Annotated in this window: 21 protein-coding genes, 3 tRNA genes and 1 pseudogene; 10 read left to right on the forward strand and 15 right to left on the reverse strand. The window is 27.6% G+C overall.

The annotated features are described in order from the left end of the window. Positions 1 to 5: 5 nt before the first annotated feature. The 8 genes and pseudogenes from rsfS to M9405_RS01485 all read right to left on the reverse strand — a co-directional run bounded on the left by rsfS (position 6) and on the right by M9405_RS01485 (position 9,522). Positions 6 to 323: a ribosome silencing factor gene (gene rsfS, locus M9405_RS01450; RefSeq protein ID WP_250223501.1), complete on the reverse strand. Its 318-nt coding sequence runs from the start codon at positions 321 to 323 to the stop codon at positions 6 to 8. Positions 324 to 993: 670 nt separating this feature from the next. Then, entirely contained in the window at positions 994 to 2,007 is a 1,014-nt protein-coding gene (gene holA, locus M9405_RS01455) for a DNA polymerase III subunit delta (protein ID WP_250223502.1), read from the reverse strand. Between the two features lie 60 nt (positions 2,008 to 2,067). Further along, complete coding sequence (lptE, locus tag M9405_RS01460; RefSeq protein ID WP_250223503.1) at positions 2,068 to 2,592, reverse strand: LPS assembly lipoprotein LptE; 525 nt, start codon at positions 2,590 to 2,592, stop codon at positions 2,068 to 2,070. Positions 2,593 to 2,624: 32 nt separating this feature from the next. Next, on the reverse strand, positions 2,625 to 5,252 hold the full coding sequence (leuS, locus tag M9405_RS01465) for a leucine--tRNA ligase (protein ID WP_250223504.1): 2,628 nt from the start codon (positions 5,250 to 5,252) through the stop codon (positions 2,625 to 2,627). 179 nt (positions 5,253 to 5,431) lie between these two features. After that, positions 5,432 to 6,955 carry an apolipoprotein N-acyltransferase gene (lnt, locus tag M9405_RS01470; protein WP_250223505.1) on the reverse strand — a complete coding sequence of 508 codons (1,524 nt, stop codon included), beginning with the start codon at positions 6,953 to 6,955 and terminating at the stop codon, positions 5,432 to 5,434. 65 nt (positions 6,956 to 7,020) lie between these two features. Further along, positions 7,021 to 7,902, reverse strand: coding sequence for a CNNM family magnesium/cobalt transport protein CorC (gene corC / locus M9405_RS01475; RefSeq protein WP_250223506.1), 882 nt, complete (start codon positions 7,900 to 7,902; stop codon positions 7,021 to 7,023). A 33-nt stretch (positions 7,903 to 7,935) separates the two neighbouring features. Then, positions 7,936 to 8,414, reverse strand: a pseudogene (gene ybeY, locus M9405_RS01480) (rRNA maturation RNase YbeY). Between the two features lie 121 nt (positions 8,415 to 8,535). Continuing rightward, positions 8,536 to 9,522 (reverse strand): PhoH family protein, encoded by a 987-nt coding sequence (locus tag M9405_RS01485; protein ID WP_250223507.1) that lies wholly within the window; start codon positions 9,520 to 9,522, stop codon positions 8,536 to 8,538. Positions 9,523 to 9,862: 340 nt separating this feature from the next. Between M9405_RS01485 and M9405_RS01490 the strand changes: the two genes are divergently transcribed. Beyond that, entirely contained in the window at positions 9,863 to 11,038 is a 1,176-nt protein-coding gene (locus M9405_RS01490; RefSeq protein WP_250223508.1) for an FAD-dependent oxidoreductase, read from the forward strand. 249 nt (positions 11,039 to 11,287) lie between these two features. Here the strand turns inward: M9405_RS01490 and M9405_RS01495 are convergent. From M9405_RS01495 to nagB, 5 genes are all read right to left on the reverse strand, one after another. Beyond that, positions 11,288 to 11,358: transfer RNA gene (locus M9405_RS01495), tRNA-Gln, on the reverse strand. A gap of 102 nt (positions 11,359 to 11,460) precedes the next feature. Then, a tRNA-Leu gene (locus M9405_RS01500) sits at positions 11,461 to 11,545 on the reverse strand. A gap of 66 nt (positions 11,546 to 11,611) precedes the next feature. Then, positions 11,612 to 11,686: transfer RNA gene (locus M9405_RS01505), tRNA-Met, on the reverse strand. 372 nt (positions 11,687 to 12,058) lie between these two features. Further along, entirely contained in the window at positions 12,059 to 13,210 is a 1,152-nt protein-coding gene (nagA, locus tag M9405_RS01510; RefSeq protein WP_250223509.1) for an N-acetylglucosamine-6-phosphate deacetylase, read from the reverse strand. 27 nt (positions 13,211 to 13,237) lie between these two features. Then, positions 13,238 to 14,017, reverse strand: a complete 780-nt coding sequence (nagB, locus tag M9405_RS01515) for a glucosamine-6-phosphate deaminase (protein WP_250223510.1) — start codon at positions 14,015 to 14,017, stop codon at positions 13,238 to 13,240. Positions 14,018 to 14,810: 793 nt separating this feature from the next. On the opposite strand from nagB, the gene glnS reads away from it, so the two are divergent. Beyond that, positions 14,811 to 16,493 carry a glutamine--tRNA ligase gene (gene glnS, locus M9405_RS01520; RefSeq protein ID WP_250223511.1) on the forward strand — a complete coding sequence of 561 codons (1,683 nt, stop codon included), beginning with the start codon at positions 14,811 to 14,813 and terminating at the stop codon, positions 16,491 to 16,493. Between the two features lie 193 nt (positions 16,494 to 16,686). On the opposite strand, the gene fldA is transcribed toward glnS, so the two are convergent. Then, positions 16,687 to 17,223 (reverse strand): flavodoxin FldA, encoded by a 537-nt coding sequence (gene fldA / locus M9405_RS01525; protein ID WP_250223512.1) that lies wholly within the window; start codon positions 17,221 to 17,223, stop codon positions 16,687 to 16,689. Between the two features lie 199 nt (positions 17,224 to 17,422). After that, complete coding sequence (locus M9405_RS01530; protein WP_250223513.1) at positions 17,423 to 18,190, reverse strand: alpha/beta fold hydrolase; 768 nt, start codon at positions 18,188 to 18,190, stop codon at positions 17,423 to 17,425. 194 nt (positions 18,191 to 18,384) lie between these two features. On the opposite strand from M9405_RS01530, the gene M9405_RS01535 reads away from it, so the two are divergent. The 8 genes from M9405_RS01535 to sdhA all read left to right on the forward strand — a co-directional run bounded on the left by M9405_RS01535 (position 18,385) and on the right by sdhA (position 23,249). Then, complete coding sequence (locus M9405_RS01535) at positions 18,385 to 18,630, forward strand: hypothetical protein (protein WP_250223514.1); 246 nt, start codon at positions 18,385 to 18,387, stop codon at positions 18,628 to 18,630. A gap of 15 nt (positions 18,631 to 18,645) precedes the next feature. Further along, positions 18,646 to 18,888 carry a hypothetical protein gene (locus M9405_RS01540; RefSeq protein WP_337250212.1) on the forward strand — a complete coding sequence of 81 codons (243 nt, stop codon included), beginning with the start codon at positions 18,646 to 18,648 and terminating at the stop codon, positions 18,886 to 18,888. Between the two features lie 105 nt (positions 18,889 to 18,993). Further along, the gene (locus M9405_RS01545; protein WP_250223516.1) at positions 18,994 to 19,149 is read left to right on the forward strand and encodes a hypothetical protein; all 156 of its coding nucleotides are present in this window, start codon (positions 18,994 to 18,996) and stop codon (positions 19,147 to 19,149) included. Next, on the forward strand, positions 19,109 to 19,438 hold the full coding sequence (locus tag M9405_RS01550; protein ID WP_250223517.1) for a hypothetical protein: 330 nt from the start codon (positions 19,109 to 19,111) through the stop codon (positions 19,436 to 19,438). Before M9405_RS01545 ends, M9405_RS01550 begins: the two co-directional genes overlap by 41 nt. A gap of 359 nt (positions 19,439 to 19,797) precedes the next feature. After that, positions 19,798 to 19,980 (forward strand): hypothetical protein, encoded by a 183-nt coding sequence (locus M9405_RS01555; RefSeq protein ID WP_284345881.1) that lies wholly within the window; start codon positions 19,798 to 19,800, stop codon positions 19,978 to 19,980. A gap of 747 nt (positions 19,981 to 20,727) precedes the next feature. Then, positions 20,728 to 21,132 carry a succinate dehydrogenase, cytochrome b556 subunit gene (gene sdhC, locus M9405_RS01560; protein WP_250223518.1) on the forward strand — a complete coding sequence of 135 codons (405 nt, stop codon included), beginning with the start codon at positions 20,728 to 20,730 and terminating at the stop codon, positions 21,130 to 21,132. Further along, positions 21,120 to 21,470, forward strand: coding sequence for a succinate dehydrogenase, hydrophobic membrane anchor protein (gene sdhD / locus M9405_RS01565; RefSeq protein WP_250223519.1), 351 nt, complete (start codon positions 21,120 to 21,122; stop codon positions 21,468 to 21,470). Before sdhC ends, sdhD begins: the two co-directional genes overlap by 13 nt. Continuing rightward, positions 21,471 to 23,249, forward strand: a complete 1,779-nt coding sequence (sdhA, locus tag M9405_RS01570; RefSeq protein ID WP_250223520.1) for a succinate dehydrogenase flavoprotein subunit — start codon at positions 21,471 to 21,473, stop codon at positions 23,247 to 23,249. The last annotated feature ends 10 nt before the right edge of the window (positions 23,250 to 23,259 follow it).

Raw genomic sequence — 23,259 nt, forward strand, 5'->3', positions numbered from 1 at the left:
TTACGCTAACTCCAAAGTTTCTCCAATTCATATTTTTTTCGAATCTCTTCTTGCATAATATGCACTATTACATCACCTAAATCCACCAAAACCCATTCACCTGTTGCTATACCTTCAGTCCCATAAGGTTTTACACCTATACCACGCGATTTACGTAAAATACCTTGTGATATTGAAATCACATGACGAGACGAAGTACCAGTGCAAATAATCATTATATCTGTAATACTACTTTTATTATGCATATCAAAAAATACAATATTTTTTCCTTGCATGATACTCATCATATCAATTAAAAAATCCTTTAAAATATCAGATTGCATAATATATTCCTAAATATACATTTATAACACACGCAAAATACTACTACATAATTTATATACTGACACAGTAAATACTGTATAAATAACATGCAAATTGTTTTAATATTTAATATTACGAATAACATACACCTACATCTAATACTTATTAAAAATAAAAAAAATTTGACAAAATTTATAACCTGTTAAAAACTTTGTCATGATAAATATCAATATCAATGCCTATACCAATATAATACTTATTACATTGTTTATATTATCATTTAGTATCAATCAAGTATTTAATAAAAAGCAATTATTCAAATACAAAAATAATTAACATAAAATAATCTATTATTTTAATTGAAATACGCACAATTCATTTCAAATACTTCGCGCACTACTTTCACGCAATACATTAATTAATAATTAAATTTATATTTAAAAATAAATTTAATTATTATATGCCGCTTTATCATTATATTATTTAATATTTATTTTCATGCAATAATATTTCATGAATTAGATCAATCAAATATTCTATAAACTAGATAAGATCCTTGTATTAAGGATACAATATTTATTTATTTTCTATACAAATTATTATTATAATATCTTTATAATTAAAATATCCAAACTAGATACACATCATATCTAATATTTAAAACAAACAAGCTACACTATACTAATGTGTCTAACATAACATACTAGATAATTCTTCAAAAATTGACTGTGATAAACAAATATAATCTTTTTTATATCGCAATTCAGTTTCTGCTAAAAATCTTACCACTTCATATAATTGAGATACATTTAATCGTCTTGCAGCTTTAAATAACAATGCATAACGATATTTTTTATGAATTTTATATTTTTGAGGCATATCAAACAAAGACCCTTTTTTCAACATAAAATTCTTTATGTCAACTATTACTAATATTTCATATATAATCTTGAAAAATAATCTATCCAAACTTCCTTCTATAAAACTTAATCTTTTTAAGATACGATCCGAACGTTTTTTATCCCCTAATAAAATTGATTCTATCCAATGATTTATGCTAAAACATGATAAATCACTTAAAAATTCCTTAACAATCATACAATCTAAATGCTTATTCGAATAAATTAAAGACAAATTTTGTAACATTTGATTTAATAACTCTAAATTACCCTCATAATAGTAACATAACATTTGACATATTGAATCTTCAACTATTAACTGTAAAGTTTTAGCTTTATTTTTTACCCACGTTATTAATCTTATATCTGTCAACGCATCACAATTAACACATCTTCCTGGTACAGGCAAATAATGTAAAAAAGAAGAAATATGACTGCTAACAATTTTATTTAATGCATTAATATATAAAATTAATATAATATCATCATGAATAACGGAAAATAACAAAGATGCATTTTTCTTAAAATCAGATATTGGATAATTACGTGAAAATATTAATGACAATGTCTTTTTCTTGTCAAACAAATCTGCAGTTTTAAACAAATTAATAATATCATTCCAACATGAGTAAATATTTAATTCAACGATAATATGTCTACTAAAACCTAAAACCTTGGATGCCTCCACAATATTTAAATAACTATCACGTAATATATAAGTATCATTACCCAACAATAAATACATTGATTTAAGTTCTTTCTTTAATTCTGTAACTAATTGTTCGGGGTATATCCAAGGTATCATAATATTATTTTTAATAAATATTAAATCTAAAATTATTCCTTTTATATATGAAAGAATTATTTATTCTAAAATACATAAAGATTTTTTATAAAAAAATAATTTATATATAATTTTTTTCGCTGCATCTTGATACATTTCAGTAATTATATTGTTGTTTTGAACACTTTTAGACAAAGCACTCCTAGGATCTCCTATTAAAGATCGACATAAATGCACTTTAATACACTCCCAATCTTTATTGGGTGGTATTAATATATTGATTTTTACATCCAACATTAATTGATATTCAGCTTCTTCCCCATTTTTAAAGACAGAAGTAGTAATATAGCGCTCTAAAACATTTACAATATGTAAGTAAAAAATATATGAATTTCTAGGAAAAAAATCATTATTTACATCATTAAAAACATTTATTTTTTTCTTATATAATTCAGTTTTAATAGCACTAACAATCGGATGGCATGGATCATAACTACTTAATAATACAGTTTCTATTCCATCAATTGAAGAATTATACAATAAATTGTTAGATGTATTTTTATATAACCTATAACTACATCCTTCTACCATAACACTTGCAATCAAAATATATATTATTAATATATAACATGTAAGATTCATTGTGTAACGATATTAATCGCTTTATTTTTGATATACACTATGTTTATAATTTTTCTTGTAACTAAGATAGTATCTAAAATACCTTTTTCTTCCAAAATTTTATATAAAAAATTTTTATCACTATTCCAAGGAACATAAATTTTATGTCGCATCTTTCCATCCACCTGTACTGATATAAATGTCCTATCATTTTGAATTGCAGAAGCATCTATAGATGGCCACGATACACAATCAATATCTTGTTTTCCGCCTAAGGCTTGCCATAAAACAAAACTAATATGCGGAGTAAATGGATATAATAAACGCACCACAACTAATAATGCTTCCTGTAGGATCGCTCTATCCGGACCACTTGCTTTCTCAGCAGTGTTTAATATATTCACTAATTTCATAATAGCAGCTAAAGCTGTATTAAACGATTTCCTGCGATCTATATCATCAGTGACTTTTTCTATAGTTTTATGTATACTAAAGCGAATAAATTTTTGTGCAGAATTAAGTGATAAATCATCGCATAAATTATCTATTGGACCATTATTATGCACATGTTCATATACTAAATTCCAAACACGTTTAAGAAAACGTTGCGCACCTATCAAACCAGATTCATTCCATTCTAAAGTTTCTGTAATTGGAGCAGCAAACATTATAAAAAATCGCACTGTATCAGCGCCATATTTTTTTATAATTTTACTAGGATCAACCCCATTATTTTTGGATTTTGACATTTTACAAGTACCAGTATAAATAAGATTATGTCCATCTTTATCTATAGCTTTCACAATACGCCCTGCTTTGTCTCTACTCACTATTGCGTCAGTAGAATTAACCCATATGCGCTGATTATCATCAGCAATATAATAAAATGCATCTGATACAACCATACCTTGACATATCAAACTTACTGCAGGTTCATCCGATGATAATAACCCTATATCTCGCATTAATTTATGATAAAAACGAAAATACAGTAAATGCATCACAGCATGTTCTATTCCACCTATATATTGATCCACTGGCAACCAATAATTAGCAGCACATGAATTTAACATACCTTTATTATAATGAGGACAAGAATAACGCGCATAATACCAAGAAGATTCCATAAAAGTATCAAAAGTATCAGTATCACGAATAGCAATACGCCCTTTATAGTTAGTATATATCCAATCAGTATATTCTTTTAAGGAACTATTAATATAATTATTTAATTGATTTTTGGTAAATAATGTTTTTGTAGGTAAAGTTACCGGCAAATTTTCAACAGCTACTGGTTTTACTGATCCATCTTCCAGCGTTACCATAGGAATAGGTACACCCCAATATCGTTGCCTAGAAATATTCCAATCTTTCAAACGATATTTTATTGAATATTTGGCGATACCATATTTAATCAATTTTTTAGAAATCATATTATTAGCCACATTTGAATGAAATCCATTAAATTCATTAGAATTACACAAAATTCCATCACTAATCATTGCTTTTTCACAAATATTATCTTGAGTTCCATCATTATTCTTAATCACTTGTTTAACTGGCAAATTATATTTACGCGCAAAATCTAAATCTCTTTGATTATGCGCTGGTACAGCAGCAATTGCAGATTCTTTTCCTTCTAATTCTATAAAAGAAGAAGAAAAAAAATTAACAATCCAAATTGGTAATATATTATGAGTTATCGGGTGTATTGCATACATATTAGTAAACACACCCTGTTGTTCACGATATGAAAAATCTTTACTATCTATGTCAGAACAAGATATATCATTGCTTTTAACAAAATTAACTACATCAATATTAAATTGAGCAGCTTTTGCAGTGATAGGATGATCTATAGATACTACTACGTAAGTAATTCCCATAAAAATATCTAATCGCGTCATATATATTGATAATACATCATCACAATCTAAAACTTTAAAAGTAACATTCATACCAACTGAACGCCCAATCCAATTACGTTGCATAACTTTAACTTGTTCAGGCCAATGTTTTAATGTATCTAAACCTTGTAATAACTGATCAGCATACATAGTAATCTTTATAAACCATTGAGACATTTTTTTATACTGAACACGAGTTTGACAACGCCAACAACAATTATTAATAACCTGCTCATTTGCTAAAACTGTTAAATGATATGGACACCAATTTACAAATGTTAATTTTTTATATATCAAACCTCTTTCATACAATACAATAAATAACCATTGTTCCCAACGGTAATATTCAGGATGACAAGTAATAATCTCTCTATTCCAATCATACGCAAACCCTAATAATCTTAATTGACGCTTCATAGAACAAATATTAGAATATGTCCAAGATTCTGGATCCATTTTATTTATCATAGCCGCGTGTTCTGCGGGTAATCCAAATGCATCCCAACCTATCGGTTGAAGTACATTTTTCCCTAACATACGCTGATAACGCGAAATTACATCACCAATTGTGTAATTCCTTACATGACCCATATGCAAATTTCCAGAAGGATATGGAATCATAGATAAACAATAATACTTTTCTTGATCACTATATTCTGTTACTGAAAACGTTTTGTTCTCATACCAATGATGTTGCACAACGCTTTCAATTTCACTAGGCGTGTATAATTTCTTCATAAGAATTTAGTTCTAAATATTATTAATTAATAAATTAAATTAATTACAGACATAAATATACTTATAATAATGTATTTTAAGTATACAAATACTAACTAATATAGTAAACGCATAATATGATTATTGTTAGTTATACATCAATGTAAAATATATATGAACATCAGTATATTAAATAATATTTAATCTAAAAAAAAATTAGAATTACGTTTATATATAATTTTAAAATTTAAACATAAAAAAACACATATAAAAAATAAAGAAACACTCCAAAATAATTTTGATCCAAACTTTGCGTACGGTGTTAAACCAGTAGTAGGCGCCACAGTCGCATTAAGTACTGAAGAAATAAATTGTAATAATCGAACTTGCACCGAACCATCGGCATTAATAATTGCAGTAACCCCATTATTTGTACTACACAGCAAAGGTCTACCTAATTCTAAAGCACGCATACGAGCTATTTGCAGATATTGCCATGGCTCTGTAGAATCCCCAAACCATGCATTATTTGCAACAGTTAATAAAAAATCAGTATCAGGACTAAAATTATTACGCATTTGTTTCCCACAAATTATTTCATAACAAATAACCGCAGTTATCTTAACCTGTGACGTAATTAAAGGATTTTGTATATACGAACCTTTTTGCATAAAAAAAACCGGCATATCAAGTATGTTAAACAACAATTTAATAAAACTTTTTTGACAAGGATATGTTTCTGTAAACAACACTAAATGATGCTTATCATATCTATTAATACTCGGATATTTGTAAGGCTGAAAATTTCCCAAAACTATAATACTATTATAATAACAATAAATATTTTTAATATTGTTTATTCCAATAATACCAGTAATTAAATTAGTCTGAAAAGCACTAAGTTTTTTATCTAGGATAGTTAACATATAACTATAATCCTTTTCATTACCTGGAATTGCCGATTCTGGCCAAATAATAATTTTTGTTGTTCCTAAAAGAGTCAAAGTATGTCGAACATATGTTCGTAATATATGCTCAACATAGTTAACATCCCATTTAATTTTCTGATCAATATTACCTTGCACTAAAGATACATGCACTGCACGTTTTGGTTGTACAGAATACCAATGTAGACATGTTAAACACCATAAACATAATAATATTCCTGCAGCAATCATAGCTGGTAATAATGATCTTTGTATTATTGATACCGATAATAATCCACTGATTAAAACTAAAACAAATGTAACTCCTTCCACACCAAAAATTGGCGCTATACTCTTAAGTGGCCCATCAATCTGACTATATCCTAATTGTAACCAAGGAAACCCTGTAAACATATACTCTCGAACATATTCAATAATAGACCATAACACTGGGATAATACTTACTGTATATCGTAATGGCATAATTTTTAAATATGAACGTATAACAGATAAAACTATAGAAAAAAATATAGGAAATAATGCTAAATATAACAGAAAAAAAATAATTAAAATTATTACAATATAATTACTAATATTACTAAATCTATGTAAACTAATATACATCCATTGCAAACCGCTACCAAAAAATCCAATTCCCCAAAAAAATGCATAAAATGCAGATTGTTTCCATGTCGATTCTAATACTTTTATTAATAATATAGTTAGAGAAATAATACTAGCTGGCCAAAAATTATATGAAGAAAATGCTAAAATAGCAAATAATCCAGAAAATAACATTATAAATGCCCAAAAAAATTTCTGGTATCTACAATAAAAACCATAATATTTTATATAATGTTGCATTAAATATCTTCTGCAGACGTATACAATGAATTTTTAGGAATTTTTACATGCAATTGTACGATACGATGACTATCTGTAAGAACTACCTTAAAAATATAACCTAAAATATTAATAGATTCTCCATTTTTGGGTAAATGCCCAAAAGCTTGCACAACAAACCCACCAATAGTATCTATTTCTTCATTATAAAAAGTAGTATTAAACATTTTATTAAAATCTACAACAGGAGTTAAAGCATTAACAATAAAAGCATATTGGCTAATCTGACGAATATCACAATTATTTTTAATATCATATTCATCTTCAATTTCACCTACTATCAATTCTAAAATATCTTCTATAGTAATTAAACCAGACATACCTCCAAACTCATCGATTACAATTGCCATATGACATCGCTGAATACGAAACTCCTTTAGCATTCTGTCTACGCCTTTGTTTTCTGGAACAACTAAAGCTGGACGTAAAATATTATCAATATTGTACAATTGTGATTTATCTAAAATAAATGGTAATAAATCTTTAGCAATTAAAACACCTTTAATTCTATCCTGATTACCATATAATACCGGGAATCTAGAATGAGCAGAATCTATAATAATTTTTAATTGTTCATCCCAAGATTGTGTATTTTTCAGATAAATTATTTGAGCTCTGGGCACCATAATATCCCTAACTTTTTGTTCTACAATTTCCATAACTCCTTCTAACATATCTCGAGTATCTGAATCTATTAAAGAATTCTGCTCAAAATCACGTATTAAACTTAATAAATCATTACGATTTTTAGGGCTACTATGAAAAAGGTGGTGTAATATAAACGTAAAAAAATTTTTTTTACGAATACAACTAACATTTTCCTCCAAATCATTAGCATTCATAATATCATTGTAACATATTTTATAAAAATTTAATCACTTATATGTAGTATAGCAACATGTTTTATATCCACATAATTGAATAATAATGATTTCCATTTTTTGCATTAACAAAGCATCTGTATCGTAAATATGATTATATCCCAATAAATGCAATGCACCATGAATAACTATATGAGCCCAATGCACACGACTATATCTTGGGATGTTTATCTGATTAGATTCATGTTCTATAACTTGACGGCAAATTACAATATCTCCAAGCAATGATGATTTAACATTCATTGGAGGCGCAAAAGGAAATGATAAAACGTTAGTTGGATAATCTTTTCCTGCGTAATACCAATTTAAATAACACATTTCCTCTATATCTACCACACGAATAGTCAATTCTATTTTTTTTTATATGTGGCAAATACATTATTTACCCAAAAAAGAAATTGTTCTTCAGAAGGCAATCCATATAAATTTTTGCACACTAATTGCAAATTTAAAATTATTTTGTTATGAAACATAAATTTATACCTTTATATTTAAAATTATAAATTACATAATTTTTTAAATTATTTATTTATTTAATATTAAAAATAAAATTACATGTATCACTATATAAAATATATAAACAAATAATAACTTCTACTTTTTACACCAAGTCTCATAAGCATCTATTATACGAGTAACTATTGCGTGACGTACTGAATCTTCTTTAGAAAAAAAATTAAAACTAATATCTTTAATTTTAGATAAAACTTGAATAGCATGTATCAACCCAGATAATTGATTTTTTGGTAAATCAACTTGTGTAATATCTCCTGTAATAATCGCAGTGGAATTAAACCCAATACGAGTCAGAAACATCTTCATTTGAGTAACAGTCGTATTTTGACTTTCATCTAAAATAACAACGGAATCATTCAATGTACGACCACGCATATAAGCTAACGGAGCTACATCTATAACATTCTTGTGTACTAACTGCTCTACTTTTTCATGACCAAGTATACTAAATAAAGCATCATATAATGGACGTATATACGGATCAGATTTTTGATTTAAATCACCTGGTAAAAAACCTAATTTTTCCCCTGCTTCAATAGCTGGACGAGTTAAAACAATGTATTTTCTTTTACGACGTTCTAATAAATCTATCGCGGCAGCGATTGCTAAATAAGTCTTACCAGTTCCAGCCGGTCCTATTCCAAATGTTATATCATAACTAAAAATATTAGAAATATATTGCGCTTGATTAGGAGTACGGGGCTTCACTATATTACTTTTCATAATAAATTGTTTTAAGGAATCATAAACATAATCTGTCGATTTTATTGATAATCTTTCTAACCCTTGAATTTGTTTAACAGTCAAATATACTTTCTTTGGACTAATATCATTAATTACTCCAACTTCAACTTCTGTGTCTGAATATAAAGCTAATAAAACATTAGCTGCAGTATTAATAGCAATTAATTTTCCTATTAATTTAAATACATTGTCGTAACGATTAATTACTACGCCTAATTGATGCTCTAACTGTTTTAAATTATCATCAAAAGGTCCGCATAAACTCATTAAACGCCTATTATTAATAGGATTTAATCTAATTTCTTTCTTTACATAATCCAAGTAATATCTCCAAATATTTAAAACATTTCCACTATATTCGGAACACTAATGTTCATTGCTACCATAACTATCTAAAATAAATAGGGTATATTTTACATTAAATATATATATTCTTAATATATAAAACTAATTTATAGATGATGAGGTAATCTCAAAGCATCTGAGATTAAAGTATATCAATCCATACGTCAAGAATATACATTCTCAGTTAAATCAAACAATATGTTATATATTAATATAGATATATTATCTATAATGTATAATATTGCAAAATAAATATATAGTTTTATTAATAAATAAAGCTATAAAAATCCTTTTAATTACGCCACGCTCATATCATATGAATAAACTATTTTGCGATGTATTAATATTTGGAGCCGGTATAATCGGCGCATCATTAGCTTTACAACTTTCAAAATCGGGCATTAAAGTAATCATAATAGAACGTCATCATCTTGCTCCAATTAAAAAACAACCATTAACTCGCATTGCAGCTATTAATTATTCCTCAGCAAAATTTTTAAAAACATTTAATATATGGGAAAAAATTTCTTCTGCACTCTATACTTCATACAATCAATTAGAAACTTGGGAATGGAAATCATCAAAAGTAACTTTTCAAGCTTCATATGCAGGTATATCTACCATGGGTTATATTGTTGAAAACATTCGTTTACAATCAGCACTGTGGGAAAATTTAATATCTCAAACAATAAAATTGTTTTGTCCATCAACATTAGTTTCTATAAGTTACAATAACAACGCTTGGAAATCCATTTTAGATAATAGACAAATAATTATTAGCAAAATATTAGTGGGAGCTGATGGAATACATTCACAAATCAGAAAACAATTAGGTATAGGAATTATGGGTTGGAAATATCAACAATGCTGTATGTTAATAACTATTAAAACATTCTTTAAAAAATCTGAAACTATTTGGCAAATTTTCAGTCCCTATGGTCCTATAGGATTCTTACCGTTATATAACGGGTGGGGATCATTAATGTGGTACAATACCCCTGAACAAATTTATAGTTTGCAAAAACTACCCAGAAGAATTTTGGAAAAAATAATAAAATATAACTTTCATGAACAACTAGGGAATTATGTTAAAATATATAACATTACTGTGGTTCCATTAATTAGTCAAAGAGCATATAAATATACTACTCCTCTGGGAGGAGTATTAGTGGGTGACTCAGCGCACTCTTTACATCCCTTAGCAGGACAAGGAATAAACCTTGGGCTACGTGATGTAATCAGTTTATCTAAATTATTAATAACTAACGTCCGGGTCTTTGAAGAACATTCAAGTATAGAAGAAATATTACACAACTATCAAAATACACGTAAATATGATACCTTTCTCATGCAATCTAGCATAGATATGCTATATCTAATTTTTCATAATAATTATTTTCCTATAAAAATTGCTAGAAATATTGCATTTATGATAGTGGAACGTTCTAAATTTTTAAAAAAACAAATACTGAAATATGCATTAGGGCTATGAAATCAACACTCATAAACATTATACTAACAATAGTTTTTATTAAATAAAATATAAAATTTTTGTTTAAAAATATGTTTAAATTAATTTAATAAATAAAACTTCAATTTTCTAATTGAAAATTAAATTGTTTTGTTTCAGTATCATTCATAAAATCTATATATATCCTTACCTTATATGAATCTTTTATACACAAAACCCTTATACTTTGTATAATTATATTGATATATAATTAATAATCAAATATAAAATCTGGGGCACCAGGATTCGAACCTGGAATCACGGGATCAAAACCCGTTGCCTTACCATTTGGCTATGCCCCAAATCATATCCATATATAAATAAACATTTACTTACAAACTAAAACAATACATACCTATCTATGATACTATCATTAATAACACGAATATATTTTATACGTAAAATACGGAAGGCGAGACTTGAACTCGCATACTTTTATAAAGTATCAGACTCTAAACCTGACGCGTCTACCAATTTCGCCACTCCCGTATAGTTTATATACATCATAAAATATACATAATAACTCTCTTGAGTTATGGTCTTATAGTGTAAAAATAGCTACGACGGGATTTGAACCCGTAACCTCAGCATTATGAGTGCTGCGCTCTAACCAATCTGAGCTACGTAGCTACACAACACAGACGTTTATATTTATCTATAGATAAATATCTATAACTTTAATTAAAGAAAAAATATATATTAGTTATAAATATCATACTTCTGAAAGTATGTAATACCATATACTATTCAAATATAATAATCAATTTTATTCTATAAAATAAGAAGTTACATAATTTATTTTTAATATTAATAATAAAACTATTTTTTCTAAATACTTTTATATATAAATTAAACTTAGAATAAATAATTTAGTAAAATACCACAACCCCAACTGATATTAAATACTATTCAATATAACAATATTAATAATTTTAATATAAATTAATTAAATAATAAGTATAGAAAATACCTTTTATTTCAGAAAATATGAATAATTAAAAATTATACATCCAATACCATTCCATTAACAACAATTTTCTTTATTCGATAATTTTCGTCAAAAATAGTTAAATTAGCAATTTTATTTATCTCGATGCTACCCAAATAACCATCTATACCTATAGACTTTGCAGGATATAAGGTAGCCATACGCAGCGCTTCATCCAATGGTATATTGGCATATTGCACCATATTTTTTATTGCCTGAATCATCATTAAAGTTGATCCACTTAATACGCCTGCATTATCTATACATACACCATTGCTATGGTGTATAATTTTATTAGAGAAATAAAACTTAGTTATTACATTACGTGATCCTGCGGGACCAATAGCATCAGTTACTAAAATTATATGGTCTCTTTTAATTTCTTTTGCATATCGTATATTAGCCCAATGCACATGCAATCCATCCGCTATGATACTACAATATATATCAGACGTATCTAAAATTGCTCCAACAATTCCAGGATCACGAGGAAAAATTGATGGCATAGCATTAAACAAATGAGTACCAAAAGTAATACCATAGGAAAAACTACACTTCGCCTGGGCATAAGTGGCGTTAGAATGTCCAATTGCAACACAAATTCCTGCGTCCTTTAATTCTCTTATGAGAACCATATCTAACATTTCTGGAGCAAGAGTAATTTTTTTTACAACATCACTATTATCACATAAATAGTGAATCATCTTCTTATTAGGGACACGAATAAATACAGCATCATGTATCCCCTTTTTTATAGGATTTATAAAAGGACCTTCTAAATGTAAACCCAAAATTTGATTTTTGTTTCTTGACATAAAACCGCGCACAACTTCAATTGCATGATTCATCACAATCTCGCTACTAGTAATTAAAGTTGGCAAAAAACTAATACAACCAAAACGCTGATTAGTTTTCATCATATTATACAATGTATATTCTGAAACTGCATCCAAATTATCACTAAATTGTACACCACCACATCCATTAATTTGCAAATCTATAAATCCAGGCGATAAAATCAAATCTGAAACATCAAATATGTTTATATATCCAGGTAATTTGCTAATAATACAAATATCCTTAATAATATCATTAGAAATTATAAGTGCATGCTCCGTAAGCAACTCTTTACCAGTATATATTTTACCGTTAACCAACGCGTACATATAATATCATATTAAATAGCACTCTACTTATTCCAATTCCCTAAAGTATTTAACTGTTTTCACCTTTAATTCCATGGTTGATAATTCATCACATACTAATATCGCTTTTGGATGTAATTGTAAACAACTAATAGTCCACATATGATTAATACCATCTTCAATAGCTGCACGAACTGCCGCTGCCTTACTTAAACCTGTTGCTATAATCACTATTTCTTTTGATTCCAATAATGTAGCTAGTCCAATAGTCAATGCAAATTTCGGTACCAAATTTAAATTGTTATTAAAAAATCTAGCATTTGATAAACGAGTGTCCTGACTCAATTTTTCTACTCTAGTGCGCGACTTCAAAGAAGAACCTGGTTCATTAAAAGCAACATGCCCGTCTTTACCAACTCCACCAATAAATAAATTAATACCGCCATAAGATTTTATTTTATTTTCATATTCCTGACATTCATATTCAATATCATTAGTAGTACCATTTAATACATAAACGTTTTGTTTCGGAATATCAATATAATTAACAAAATTCATATGTATAAAACTATAATAACTTCTTAAATCTTCTCGAGATAAGCCCAAATATTCATCCATTGTAAATATCACTACATCTTTAAAACTTACTTTATCAGATTTATACATTTTTATAATATTTGCATACATTTGAATTGGAGTTTTGCCTGCAGGCAATCCTAAAACAAAAGGCTTATCAACAGTTGGATGAAAAGCATTAATACAACGCACTACATAATGTGCCACCCATTGAGCAACATGATCAGCAGTATCTAAAAATATAGCTCTCATATTAAATCCTTATTTAAAAGGAAACATTAGTTTTCAAATTAACTCAACTAACAATAAATACTAAAACACACTATTTAATTTGAAAATACTTAAATACCATTATTCAAATTAAAAATTATCCATATTTTATACAAAAACCTGATAATCTAATAGGATTACAAATTTTTACATACTAAGCAAAACTTAAATAATTAACCTGTAATACTACAACACATTTAAACTTATTACTCTAAATATTTTATTAAATAACAAAGATTTTTTATGCAACATTCTATCTTAAATAAAATTAAACGCAAATAACATAATTAATTATTACAAACTGTAATAAAAAATTATATATAAAATATATATATTTAAATACCACTATTTTAATAAATATTAAAATAAAAAATTATACGTAATATACGGCATCAATACACACGTTAAATACTATTAACAAAAAATAAAAATAACCATCTTAAAATAAGATGAATATAATGTATTATTTGTATAATACCAAATATTATGAAAATAAATTTTCATATACTAATATTTTTACAAAAACATCACTTTATCATTAAACAATTTTAATAATTAAAATTATTTGATATTGTGTACTACAATACAAAAATATTTTTATTTTTTTTTACACAAAAATATAACTGTATTAACACACTTGAATGTTAAAATTTTTAATATCAGTAACTTTTTAAAACAAATTTGCAATAAAACTTATTAAAACATATATAAAGAATTTCTTACATTAATATTAGTTGTATATTTAACTACACTAATAAATATAAAGGATATGTATATGAAAGTTCTTAAGAATTTTCAATTCAACTTCATCTATAATATTATTTACAAAGATTTGCAATCAAAAAAAATCAAACAGGTACATACACGATTTCCTCCAGAACCAAATGGGTACTTGCATATTGGACATGCTAAGGCTATTTGTTTAAATTTTGGCATAGCACAATATTACAATGGTAAATGTAATTTACGATTTGATGATACTAATCCAGAAACAGGACGTATAGAATATCGTGAATCTATTAAAAATGATATTAAATGGTTAGGATTTATGTGGGATGGAAACATACACTATACTACAGATTATATTGAAGAACTGTATAACTATGCTATTAAACTAATTAATAAAGGATTAGCATACGTAGATGAATTATCAATGGATGATATTAAAAAATACCGTGGTACATTAAAAAAATCTGGAAAAAATAGTCCATATCGTTCTAGGAGTATTAAAGAAAATTTATTCCAATTTTCTAAAATGCGAGATGGCGGGTTTACAGAAGGTTCAGCGTGTTTACGAGCTAAAATTGATATGTCCTCTCATTCTATAGTAATGCGCGATCCAGTTCTATATCGAATTAAATATGCTACTCACTATCGTATTGGAAATAGTTGGTGTATATACCCAACATATGACTTTAGCCATTGTATTGCAGACGCAATAGAAGGAATCACTCATTCTTTATGTACCTTAGAATTTCAAGAAAACCGTACTTTATATAATTGGATATTAAATAATATTGATATTACCACTACTCATCCTGCTCAATATGAATTTTCTCGATTAAATTTAGCATATACAATTACATCTAAACGTAAACTTAATATTTTAATTAAAAATAATATAGTCGAAGGATGGGATGATCCAAGAATGCCAACTATTTCTGGATTAAGACGACGCGGATATACAGCAGAATCAATCAAAGAATTTTGTTATAGAATTGGTATTAGCAAACAAGACAGTCTAATAAAATTATCATTTTTAGAAGCATGTATTCGTTCCTATTTAAATAAAAGCGCACCAAGAATTATGGCTGTAATAAATCCAATAAAAATTATTATCACTAATTTGCCACAAGAACATACAGAAAATATTCGAGTTCCGAATCACCCAAACTCCCCAGATATGGGGACACGAATTGTAATTTTCAGTAAAGAAATTTTTATAAATAAAAATGATTTTTCTGAGACTGCACTACACACTACACTCCACAAATTAACTATAGGAAAAGAAATAAGATTAAGACATTCTTATATAATAAAAGCAGAATATCTTGAAAAAGATACTTTTGGTAATTTAATTTGCATTTACTGTAGTTATGATCCGTCTACTTTAAATAAACACCCTAAAGATGGGAGAAAAATAACTGGCGTAATTCAATGGGTCTCCGCATATAAATATATAAACACAGAGTTTCGATTCTACAATAATCTATTTCTTCATTCTAATTTATCTACAGTTAAAGACTTTTTACATCACGTTAATCCGAATTCCATAATAACTTATAAAGGTTTCTCAGAAAACAACGAAGAGTTGCTATCTGATAAAAAATTAATTAATCTATGTCAAATTGAACGAGAAGGCTATTTTACTGTAGAAAAATCCCAAAAAAACACTAAAACTATAACACCTACTATAATATTTAGTAGAATTGTAACATTAAAAACACCAAAACTATAAGAAACTATTACAACAAAATTTATATACTATATACACTGACTATAATAATTCAAATAATACTTGCTATCTTTAAGAAAATAATACAAATAAATATATTTCATTTGATTTAATTTTTATTAAACCTAAAAATACAAAAAAACCGTTTTTACCTTAAAATAAATATTTATTAATTACACTAAATTCATAAATGTATCTATTTTGTCTGCACTGAATTAATATTCATTTCATAACAAATCTGATTAACCCATTTTTTCACACGAATTTCCGTCATTTCAGGTTGACGATCTTCATCAATCGCTAATCCAACAAATTTATCTGAATCAATCAAACTTTTAGACCCATCAAAATTATATCCAAATACCGGCCATAATCCTACCACAACAGCGCCATTTTTTGAAATAATATTATATAATATTCTCATAGCATCACAAAAATATTCTGAATAATCTTCTTGATCTCCACATCCAAAAATTGCAACTTTCTTACCAGAAAAATTAATACTTTTTAATACAGGCAAAAAATCATCCCAATCACACTGGGGGTCACCATAATACCAAGTAGGTATGCCAAATAATAATTTGTCATAATTTTCTATATCTTCTTTAGAACTAACGGAAATATCAAAAATATCCGCAATATCAGATCCTAACTGCATACGAATCATATTAGCTAATTTTTCAGTATTACCTGTATCACTACTAAAAAAAATACCTACCAATGATTTTCTCATAATTTCCAACCCATAATATATTATTAACACATATTTTACTAATAATCCTATCTAAATATAGATATATGTCTTATTAAAAAACATTATTGACCTACACATCATAACATAATATGTATTTACGAACCATCTAAAAAAAATCTAAAAGAACAATTTAAAATAACGAAAACGAAAAACATTATGATATATAATGTTATTAAAACTAACTTATAATAAATTTATTTATTTTATCTAATAAATAACTCGGATTATCTCGATGCACCCAATGCTTTGCGTTAGGTACAGTACAAATTTGCGCTTTAGGAAACTGACGATAAATATATTTTATATCGCAATCTTTAATATATGTAGATAATGCACCCTTAATAAATAAAGCAGGACCTCGCCACAACTGATGTATATCCCAGTCACTAATATAGTGATAATTATCTCTGATAGAAAGAAAATTAAACCGCCAAAATCCCTGACAAAAATATTTTAATAAAAATAAAACCATATGTAAATCATACAGCTCTTTTTGCATGATATGCTGTGCATCAATTCTACTAATTACTCCAGATATATTGACACATTCAATCGCATGAAAAATATCATCATGCATATGATTATCATATTTAATGGGGGCGATATCAATAATAATAATCCTACTAACGCGACAAGGCGCTAGAAGTGATAATTGCATCGCAACTTTTCCGCCCATAGAAAAACCAATTACTATACACTTCCTAATTGACAATTTATCTAATAATTTTATAACATCTTCAACCATCACAGAATAACTCATACTCCACTCATGCGGGGAACGCCCATGATTACGCATATCAATTTGCACAACATAATATAATTGTGCTAAATTTTCGGCAATTATATTTAGATTGCTTAGATCTCCAAATAATCCATGAATCATCACTATGGGGTTACCTTGCGATATAGATGTAGGTATTCGCACTCTATAATTAAGCTGCATCATTATCTATTATTAAAATATGATCATTTTATCTATCTAATCTATACAAGATTTTTAATTATGATATACCATATATTTTAGTAAAATATAATACTATTTACTATTATTTAATACATTTAAACCAATATATATATAAAAGCAACCCCTTTTCCAGAGAACGAAAATCTCCACACAATAACACTATTCATGCCAAATTGATGACTCAATACTATATATTATCTCCTGAACCAGACAACACATCACACAAAGTACGATTTGGGACATCAGATCATAGAAATAGCTCTCAGTGGTATAGTTTTAATAAAGCCCATATATTAACAATTAGCCAAATCAATCGTAAAAATACGTACACAACAAGGTATCAATGGACCATATTATATTGGAAAAGATGTATGCATATTCCTTATCCGAATCAGCTTTTATATCTGTACTTGAGGTGCTAACTGCAAATTCTATCAATGTTATTATACAAAATAATTACGGCTATACACCAACACCAATTGTATCACATGCTATCACTCAATATAATAAAACTCATTATCACAACCACACAAAAAGCTAACGGTATTATTATTACATCATCGCATAATCCACCAGATTATGATGGAATTAAATACAACACAATATCTGGATGGCTAGTTTCTCCAGCTATAACGCACGATATTGAACAAATTTCCAATAAATTTTTAATGAAAAACTAAGCACTGTGAAACGTATAACATTAAATAACACGCGAAGAACTGGCTATATACATACCCAAGACTTGTGTTTTAGGTTATATTGTTAAACTATCAAAAATTATTAATATGCAATCTACACAAGGCGCTGGTTTAAAACTAGAGGTGCATCCTTTGAGTGGATCTGGTATAGAATACTGGCAAAATATAGATCAATATTTTAAATTAGATCTAAATTTAATCAGTGATAAAATCGATAAAACTTTTCAAGTTTATTCATATTGATCACAATGGTTGTATTCGAATAGATTACGCCTCTAAAATAGTAATTACTGGAGTATTATCATACAATAATAAATTTAATTCATTTTTAGTTAACGATCCAGATTGCGATAAATATCGTATTATCACTCCCGCAGGTTTTGTGAAACCCCATCATTACCTTATTACTGCCATGTATTATTTTTTCAAAAACCGCATACTATGGCATAGTAACACATTAGCTATGGAAACCACTTATGTTACTAGCTCTGCGATACATCGCGCATCACGTTATTTTCATTATACACTATGAGAAATCCCATCGGGATTCAAATAGTTTTCTACAGGGTTTTATTTAATAGTAAATTAGGTTTCTTAGGTGAGGAAAACGCTGGGCATCTTTTTGGATTTAAATTGTTCTTTATGGGGCACTGATAAAAACGGGCGTATTATATATTTATAAGTAACAGAAATCATTGCTATTAATAATCAATCGTTAAATGAATATTACAAACAAATAATTAAAAATTTTAATATGTTTAGTAGCTATAATATAACTTAAATATCAATTGACCATTCCCAAAAATCTCGTATTACCCAAGCTATATTTAAAAAATCTAATATAATTAAATTAACAAATGACTCTATTATAAATATAATAAATCTGAACTCATCGCATCCAAATATCCCTATGGATGTAATAAAAAATTATCACTAAATGGTTGGATAGCTTGCAGACTATCAGGCACTGAACCAGTATATAAAATTTATTGTGAAAACTTTATAGATTCTTCTCATAAAAAAATTGCAACAGAAATCATAGAACTTATACAATATATAGTAAGCTACTCTTAACTACGTTAAAATATGCAAATAATAAACTTCCATATATTTAAAAACTATAATAATTATAGCATTTAACTTTGATGAATACTATTTGCATGCTACTATGATCAATACATTTTACATTTATGAGTTAAATCAAGATGATATCTTGACCATAAATAAACATTTATACAATTAAACTGTAATTCATTACAAAAAAATTAAAAATTTATGCAAATAAATATTTTTATTACTAATGCGATATATGCGATGGTATGCATTAACTATTAATATTAAACAGTATGATACTGTCTTGTTAAGAAAATAAATTATTTTAAATAAATAAAATTAAATTAAACATAAATCTTCTAGTCAAATAAAAAAATTTAAACATAAAAAATATAATTTCTATATTATGAGATTTATACTCTTTATTGCACTAAAAAATTGAATTTATTTAAATATCAATTTTTTTCATAATATTTATCACTTAATAAATATTACATTTGATACAAAATTTAATTTTTAAAATTTTCATGAAAAACTAGTATCTAAATATTTTTAAAGCACTATAAATTCTATTTAAAATACTCAAAATAATTAAGTCTACATTCTAATTTTATGATATTATTATATTGTTAATAATATACAATATATCGAATATCATTAGTAATTCGTTTCAACAATTTAAACGCCTTAAATAACATGTGCCAAAATACATATATATATCTTTAAAATATATAATACGAAATTTATTTAAAAACATAAAAATATTATATGATGAACAAAGATCATAATACGAGTAGGCCAATACATTTAAATTTAAACATAACACAGCTTCCCATATCAGCTATAGCTTCCATTTTTCACAGAATATCTGGATTCTTATTATTTATAGCTATTGGACCAATCTTATGGTTATTACAATTATCCTTATCGTCTCAAGATAATTTTTATAAAATACAAAAAATTTTTTTAGAAAATTTTTTTATCTTAAGAACTTTTATTTACAGTGTAATAATTACATTGATATATCATATATTTGCAGGGATACGTCAAATTTTAATAGATTTTGGATATTTACATCAAACATTATTTACCGGAATAATAAGTGCAAAAATCATATTCATACTAACTATTTTAATATCAATAATAATCGGATTTTTAATATGGCATCCATAAAAATATTCTTTAAATACCACGGAGTATATGAATGGTTAATAGTAAGATTTTCTGCGATATTAACATTAGGATACATTTTATATTTATTATTTTTTATAGTATTCAGCAATGCCACACCATCTTATGATGACTGGTATGATTTTTTTAATACAAATACTAATAAAATCATCAGTATTATTACTCTAATAGCCATATTAACTCATGCTGGAATAGGCGTCCATCATATACTAGAAGATTATATAAAATTATCTGTATTAAAATTATTAGGAATATGGACAATAAATTCTATATTATTTATATACCTATTATATGGAATAATTATAATTTGGAGCATATAAATGCACAACTTACCAATTAAAGAATTTTTTTCTATAGTCATAGGTGCTGGTGGCTCCGGAATGCAAGTTGCATTACAGATCTCTAAAATGGGTTTTTCTTGCGCCTTAATATCTAAAGTCTTCCCAACCCGTTCTCATACAGTATCAGCCCAAGGAGGCATAACAGTAGCCTTAGGCAATAAACATGAAGATAATTGGCAATGGCATATGTATGATACTGTAAAAGGATCCGATTATATCGGCGATCAAAACGCAATAGAATATATGTGCAAAAATGGACCTAAAGCAGTGATAGATTTAGAACATATGGGATTACCATTTTCTCGGTGTAAAGATGGCCGAATTTACCAGCGCCCATTTGGGGGACAAACTGTATACTATGGAAAATCACAAGCCGCACGCACCGCCGCTGCTGCTGATAGAACCGGCCACGCATTATTACACACGTTATATCAACAAAATTTAAAAAATAAAACTACTATATTTTCAGAATGGTATGCATTAGATTTAGTAAAAAATCAAGACGGTAGAATATTAGGTTGCACCGCATTTTCTATAGAAACTGGAGAATTAATATATTTTAAAGCTCGTGCAACAATTTTAGCAACCGGTGGAGGTGGACGTATTTATAAATCTACTACTAATGCTCATATAAATACCGGTGACGGTATCGGCATGGTAATACGTGCAGGAATCCCGGTGCAAGATATGGAAATGTGGCAATTTCATCCCACTGGGATAGCTGGTGTTGGAATTTTAGTAAGCGAAGGATGTCGTGGAGAAGGAGGGTATCTTATCAACTCCCTAGGAGAAAGATTCATGGAACGATACGCACCTAACGCAAAAGATCTAGCTGGCAGAGATGTAGTGGCACGCGCAATTATGTTAGAAATACAAGAAGGTCGCGGTTATTCAGATGCATACGGCCCTCATGTTAAATTAAAAATAAACCATTTAGGAAAAAAATTATTAGCACTGCGATTGCCTGGAATACTAGAATTAGTAAATACTTTTGCACACATAAATCCTATAAAAGAATTAATTCCAGTTTTTCCTACTTGTCATTATATGATGGGAGGTATTCCAGCAACAATACACGGAGAAGTGCTAACAATAAATGATAAAAATGAAGAAAAAATAGTGCCAGGTTTATTTGCGGTCGGAGAAACTGCGTGCATATCAGTGCACGGTGCTAATCGTCTCGGAGGTAACTCCTTATTAGATTTAATAGTATTCGGTCGAGCTGCAGGGCAACATATACAAAAATATTTATCTGAAGAAGAATACCCAAGATGTAATCCTACTAATTCTGATATAGAAATTGCATTAACTCGATATATCCGTTGGAATACAATAAAATTAAATGAAAAAGAAAATCCAGTCAAAATACGTCAAGACTTACAAAAATGTATGCAAAAAAACTTCTCAGTATTCAGAGAAAAAAATAAAATGCTTAATGGATTAAAAGAACTAAAAGATATAAGAAACAGACTCGACCAAGCCAGTCTAGCAGATAAATCTTATGCATTCAACACTCAACGCGTTGAATGTCTAGAAATCGATAATCTTTTAGAAACTGCCTACGCTACCGCTATGTCTGCTATATTTAGAACTGAAAGCAGAGGCGCGCATAGTCGCTATGATTTTCCTATGCGAGACGATAAAAATTGGTTATGTCACACTTTATATTTACCTAAAGATGATATTATGATTCGCCGATCGGTAAATATGCAACCCAAATTTCGAGCATCCTTTCCTCCAAAAACTCGTATATATTAAAAAACCACGG

This window comes from Candidatus Blochmannia ocreatus (assembly GCF_023585745.1).
GTDB lineage: Bacteria > Pseudomonadota > Gammaproteobacteria > Enterobacterales > Enterobacteriaceae > Blochmanniella > Blochmanniella ocreatus.

Coding starts and splice junctions, on each gene's coding strand:
- glnS (WP_250223511.1), top strand. CDS start 14,811: ATGAAAGTTCTTAAGAATTTTCAATTCAACTTCATCTATAATATTATT.
- sdhD (WP_250223519.1), top strand. CDS start 21,120: ATGGCATCCATAAAAATATTCTTTAAATACCACGGAGTATATGAATGG.
- rsfS (WP_250223501.1), bottom strand. CDS start 323: ATGCAATCTGATATTTTAAAGGATTTTTTAATTGATATGATGAGTATC.
- nagB (WP_250223510.1), bottom strand. CDS start 14,017: ATGAGAGCTATATTTTTAGATACTGCTGATCATGTTGCTCAATGGGTG.
- M9405_RS01535 (WP_250223514.1), top strand. CDS start 18,385: ATGACTCAATACTATATATTATCTCCTGAACCAGACAACACATCACAC.
- holA (WP_250223502.1), bottom strand. CDS start 2,007: ATGATACCTTGGATATACCCCGAACAATTAGTTACAGAATTAAAGAAA.
- nagA (WP_250223509.1), bottom strand. CDS start 13,210: ATGTACGCGTTGGTTAACGGTAAAATATATACTGGTAAAGAGTTGCTT.
- M9405_RS01530 (WP_250223513.1), bottom strand. CDS start 18,190: ATGATGCAGCTTAATTATAGAGTGCGAATACCTACATCTATATCGCAA.
- M9405_RS01545 (WP_250223516.1), top strand. CDS start 18,994: ATGCAATCTACACAAGGCGCTGGTTTAAAACTAGAGGTGCATCCTTTG.
- fldA (WP_250223512.1), bottom strand. CDS start 17,223: ATGAGAAAATCATTGGTAGGTATTTTTTTTAGTAGTGATACAGGTAAT.
- leuS (WP_250223504.1), bottom strand. CDS start 5,252: ATGAAGAAATTATACACGCCTAGTGAAATTGAAAGCGTTGTGCAACAT.
- corC (WP_250223506.1), bottom strand. CDS start 7,902: ATGAATGCTAATGATTTGGAGGAAAATGTTAGTTGTATTCGTAAAAAA.
- M9405_RS01540 (WP_337250212.1), top strand. CDS start 18,646: ATGTTATTATACAAAATAATTACGGCTATACACCAACACCAATTGTAT.
- sdhA (WP_250223520.1), top strand. CDS start 21,471: ATGCACAACTTACCAATTAAAGAATTTTTTTCTATAGTCATAGGTGCT.
- sdhC (WP_250223518.1), top strand. CDS start 20,728: ATGATGAACAAAGATCATAATACGAGTAGGCCAATACATTTAAATTTA.
- lnt (WP_250223505.1), bottom strand. CDS start 6,955: ATGTTATTTTCTGGATTATTTGCTATTTTAGCATTTTCTTCATATAAT.
- M9405_RS01490 (WP_250223508.1), top strand. CDS start 9,863: ATGAATAAACTATTTTGCGATGTATTAATATTTGGAGCCGGTATAATC.